The following is a 2,402-nucleotide window of genomic DNA, read 5'->3' as shown; positions in this document are numbered from 1 at the left end:
ATGTCCATAAGGGGTAAAATGGGTAGGTTTAGGAATGGTGTAGTTATGTCCATAAGGGGTAAAATGGGTAGGTTTTGGGTATGTTAGTGGTATGTCTATATAATAGTTATAATATAATAATCTCACTATCTTAAAGGACAGGAATACATTTCTCCATGGCTCTCAACCATCTCTTAGGCCTCATTCAATCCTCTTGGATACAAGGTATTGAGTCTGTTTATCCAAAACCCTTCTGCCCTTAGTCTGTCCCTTAGACTCCACAGAGGGTTAGTTTGTAATACAGTTGCTCTAAGAGAGGAGAGACCATGTACTAAAAAATGTTGGATCAAAAACCTCCGTTTGTGTATTTTATGGAGGATGTTATGAGTGTGCTGATATATTCTCGTTCTCACCTCATTTTTAGTCTGTCCGACATACTGTTTTTTGCACTTTGTGCAGAAAATTAGGTAGACACAATTTCGGGTGTCTGGAGAGAGAGTTCTGTCGACCTGATAAATTTGCTTCGTGGTTACATTTTTTATCCATTTTAGAGCCAGATAGTATTTACACGGTCTTCGTTTTCCGGTTTTATTATTAACTTTACTTTGCACTAAAATATCTAATAAGTTTGTGTTTCTTTTGTACGCCGCGATTGGTTTGTGTCTTTGTAAAATCTCTGTGTCCTCTAAAAATTTGGAGAAATTTTGTTTGATAGTTGAATTGAGTTGTTTACTTTGGAATGAATAAAAGGCCACTAAAGGCACTATTCTTGTTTCCCCAGTTTGAGTTGGCGGTTTGGGGTTATTTATGGATTTAAGGAAGTTTCTGAGGACTGATCTTAAAAATCCTCTACCGTATCCTCTATCTTTCAGTGCTTTAAAGAGTACTTTTGTGGCTTTTATGAACTCATTCTCTTCCGAGCAGATTCGATGGAATCTTAAAAGCTGGGATTTTATAATTCCTTTAAAGGTATGCCGGGGATGAAAGCTGTTTTTATGTAAGAGACAATGAGTGTCCGTTTCTTTAAAGTACACACGGTAGTCCAGTTTGTTGCTTTCCTCAAATTTAGTGCCTTTATAGGTTACTACATCCAGAAAGTTAACTTCTCTGCTGTTCAACTCATACTTCACTGTGATAGATGTCTGATGTGTGTTTAGATGCTCAATAAATTTGATAAACTCTTCTCTCGAATGCTCCCAGACACCCCAAATGTCGTCTAAAAATCTGTAATAGGCGAACGGTTTATGAGTGGCTGTCGCCAGCGCGGTCTCTTCCCAGTGCGCCATGAAGATGTTTGCGTACGAGGGTGCGAATTTCTTACCCATGGCAGTGCCCTTGGTTTGGAGGAAAAATCTAGAATCGAACTCGAAGTCATTTTTGGTCAAATTAATCTCTAATAGTTTCAAGATGTACTCGTCGGGTCTACTGCCATGGGGAAATTTATTCATGCACTCTCGTACGGCCGACAAGCCCGCCTCCGTCTCGATGTTCGTGTAGAGACTGTCAACATCGATAGTGAAGAGCAGGGCGTCAGTGGGAATCCTCAGGTCTTTTGTTTTTTCAATAAAGTCATACGTGTCTCTCAAATAGCTCGGATGCTTTTGTGACATGGGGTTCAAGTGGTACTCAATGAATTCTGCGGTATTGTACGTTTCGCTGTTACAATCCGATACAATGGGCCTTCCAGGCGGCACTTTGCCCGGCCGGCTCCATTTTTCTCTTTCTTTATGGATCTTTGGTAAAAGATAAAACCTGCGTGCCCTTGGCACGGCAGGGCCTGCGAGGTATTCCCACTGCTTTCTGTTAATAATCTTTCTGTCACACATCTCCTCAAGTATTTCTTCCACCTCGACTTTAGTTTGTGGGTAGATTGGTTCATCGAGAGGAATATAATGGTCCGTGTTCTCTAACTGTTTCATTCCCTCCCACAAATAATCTTTCTTATCTAAAAGTACTATAGCGTTGCCTTTATCGGCTGGTTTTATGACGATCTCCGTATTGTTTTTGAGTAGATTGAGGGCCCGTTCTTCTCCTCGGGTCAGATTGGGTTCCTCTCTCCAGCTCCAGTGCAGATGTCGGAACGCATGCAGGTCAGCATCAATGATCTTATGGACCTGTGTCGGCAGTTTCGAGAGAGAAGGTGTCCAATCTGAACCGAGAGTGAAGGGTGTCTTTTCTTTCGTCTTTTTCTTTTTCTCAAAGAAAGCCTCTAATTTGATCCTCCTGTGATATTTTTGTAAATCTTTTAATAATTCAATCTTTAATGTTTTCTGATTTCTAGGTGCTGGTACAAATGACAGCCCTTTCAATAAAAGTGATTCTTGTGATTTTGTGAGATGGAATGAAGCAGTCAGATTAACAATGAGTTTTTCAGTGCTATTTATTTGCCTGATGGACCTGGCCAGTTTAACTGGTGCGCCCAG

General features: G+C 40.7%; 1 protein-coding gene. It reads right to left on the bottom strand.

Annotation, left to right across the window (positions count from 1 at the left end; genetic code table 11):
* Positions 1-173: 173 nt before the first annotated feature.
* The coding region (locus tag ACXIZN_RS43075; RefSeq protein ID WP_457960763.1) for a GIY-YIG nuclease family protein at positions 174-2,402 on the bottom strand (2,229 nt) is incomplete at its 5' end.

Source organism: Amycolatopsis sp. TRM77291 (assembly GCF_054166285.1).
The sequence above is the reverse complement of the archived record's forward strand: the minus strand, read 5'-3'. Positions and strand labels throughout refer to the sequence as shown.